Below are 2,381 nucleotides of genomic sequence, written 5' to 3'. Positions count from 1 at the left end.
ACTTCTTGAGCGCCGGCGAACGCCCTTTCGATACGATTACGCTCACGGTATCGGCGGACGTGGCAAGGCATGTCCGGCTATGGTTCGAGCATGGCGAGATTACGGATGCGGTTCCCCGAAACAGAAGATTTTGCCATATTCTGTCGCTGTCATCTTCCTTCTTTGCCAGTGGCCCGGTGGGTATCGCGATTGGCAGGAGCATGAGGGAGGTCAACATCAAAACAATAAGAGAGCATCTTTGAGCATCAGGCCGGGTGTGACTTTTGCTTATAAAGCTGCCAGGGCTTCGATCAAAGCCCGCCAGATGACCCTTTGTGCAGCAAAGGTCCTGCTTGTGTGCCTATGAACGGTCGGGCAGGCCATGCGTCGGTCAGGGCAGGTCTGCTGCCAGCATTTCCGCCGGGCATTCCAAGCGCTCCGTTGCAGCCCCTATAACGGATACGCGATATGTTCGTGCTTGCCTGCGCCTTTTTGTCATTCCGGAATATTGCGGCAGCAGGGCATAAAAAAGAGTCTGTGGGCCGCCGCGACGGCCCTGTCTTTCAGCAATACGACAGGCTTTTCTGGATTGCATATCGTAACAACTCACCGGACACTACCTACATTGCAGAAACGTTCTATGCTTGCTGCCAAGGCAGGCTTAATCGTTAGGTGCATAGAATACCAATACATCATAAAATCTATCAAAAGTGCCAAAGCGACGTTCTGTTTTTATGGGGTGATAGTTGTTCAGACCATTTTGGAATAGTGCATTTTTTTCCATTTCGCAGTTTTTTTCATAGCAGTAACTGTATTCAATCATTCCAAAATCTTTATTTTTTACCATATCATAAAATATTTTATTTCTTCCGTTTAGCTTCAGATATTGTCCCAGATTAAACATGTCTACGGTGTAGGGTTGGCCTGCCCAATAGCAAATAGATAGCATACGACATGCAGACGGACGTGGATTTGAACTTATCATATTATAAATTGCATCCCACCGTTTCTGCTGCGCAGGTATCTGCTGTATATTTTTAATATTGGTTGGCAAATGTGTGACGCTTTTTATTACAGGAGGGGTGATGGCAAGTATGGTCAGCAATATCATGCTTGGTGTTCTGTATCCTTGCCATTTTTCAGGAAATACGGATACACCTATGCCAATGACAATTGCCAAAGCGATCAGTGTGTCAATTTGTGCGTTATCGGATACACCTTCGCCAGCTCTTTGGCATATGCCCAAAATTAAACAAACTGTAAAAATTATTAATATTACGCCTCTTAATTTTTTATCTTTTATTTCAATTAAGCATGGCAAGGCAGCAATATAGAGCATCTGCATCCAACTCGATGAGTCTCGCATATTGTTCAGATTTGATAGTGACATAACGCGCGGATGAAAGAAAACGTCTTCTATCAGATTGTAGCCAAAAATGGCCTTCAGACATAAGAATGCTAATGCAGTAAAAAGTATACCAGATGCGCACCATGTATAGAAAATTTTCTTATCGTTAAAAAATAATAGAATAGTTATAGATAGAGGGATGGCAAATTCATTATGCTTTGCCGTTCCAGCCACAACAGAGAAAAAAGCAGCCAGGCATATGTAAAAATATCTATTTCCTTTGTTACTATTTATGCAATTAATAGATATAAAAAGAGATACCAAAACAAAAAAAATGCCGATCCATTGCGGATCATTTGTAGCAAACCACCATTTGAAATACATAGCCGTATAAAGGAAAGGGATGAAAAAAGATAGTATTATACCAATAGGCTTTCCCCCCAGGCTTTTTACGCACATGCTGCATAAAAAACATGACGCGGCCATGAATAAAAAACTAACAATGCGGCCCGCAACCATAACATCATGCGTTACATATTTACTAAAATACGCAACTATATAAAATGAAAGTGGCGGATAATTGTTAAAAATCAGGCCATTTTGTGGATCAGGATAAAGAGGGCCCAGAGCCGGATTTATGACCCTATCGATTTGATAGGCATTCCATCCTTCATTCTGGGCAAGAGGGATGTGGGTAAAAATTTCAGAGAAGGGGAATAAAACTGTGCATATCGAAGAAAATATTAAAAAAAATAAAATAGAATAAGTAAATTTTTTTGTGCCATCATTTGCACAGACTGGTTTTTGCATTTAGTATTCCTACGTGCTTTCCAAGCGCTGAGCTGAAAATTTTCTGTAATTCTATATAAATTATCACATTGTGTAAAGTTTGAATCTACGGTACGTTAATCCATTGTCGTAATCATGTGTTGCGCTGTGGCTTGCAGTGCCCTTGGGCATTCCAACTGATCAGCCGCACCTCCATACTTGGGATCTGAGGCTTTATTGGTGGGCTTGCAAAAATGTTTCGCGTGCTAGGTTGCGCACCGTTTTT

3 protein-coding genes are annotated in these 2,381 nt (G+C 41.8%); 2 read left to right on the top strand and 1 reads right to left on the bottom strand.

Annotated features, from left to right (window positions below):
- Together GXY01S_RS18825 and GXY01S_RS18455 are read left to right on the top strand one after the other, a co-directional pair.
- A partial coding sequence (locus tag GXY01S_RS18825; RefSeq protein ID WP_218003179.1) for a hypothetical protein occupies positions 1–242 on the top strand: 242 nt, incomplete at its 5' end.
- A gap of 205 nt (positions 243–447) precedes the next feature.
- Positions 448–651, top strand: coding sequence for a hypothetical protein (locus tag GXY01S_RS18455; RefSeq protein ID WP_146222826.1), 204 nt, complete (start codon positions 448–450; stop codon positions 649–651).
- Here the strand turns inward: GXY01S_RS18455 and GXY01S_RS18450 are convergent.
- Positions 641–2,137 (bottom strand): glycosyltransferase family 39 protein, encoded by a 1,497-nt coding sequence (locus GXY01S_RS18450; protein WP_146222827.1) that lies wholly within the window; start codon positions 2,135–2,137, stop codon positions 641–643. The genes GXY01S_RS18455 and GXY01S_RS18450 overlap by 11 nt on opposite strands.
- Between the last annotated feature and the right edge of the window lie 244 nt (positions 2,138–2,381).

It is taken from the genome of Komagataeibacter xylinus NBRC 15237, assembly GCF_001571345.1.
In the GTDB taxonomy this organism is placed as follows: Bacteria; Pseudomonadota; Alphaproteobacteria; order Acetobacterales; family Acetobacteraceae; genus Komagataeibacter; species Komagataeibacter xylinus.
Note: the sequence above shows the minus strand (reverse complement) of the source record. Positions and strands in the feature narration are given on the sequence as shown.

What these genes read in the sequence shown, in the direction of transcription:
- GXY01S_RS18455 (WP_146222826.1), top strand. Translation starts at nt 448, where the DNA reads ATGTTCGTGCTTGCCTGCGCCTTTTTGTCATTCCGGAATATTGCGGCA.
- GXY01S_RS18450 (WP_146222827.1), bottom strand. Translation starts at nt 2,137, where the DNA reads ATGCAAAAACCAGTCTGTGCAAATGATGGCACAAAAAAATTTACTTAT.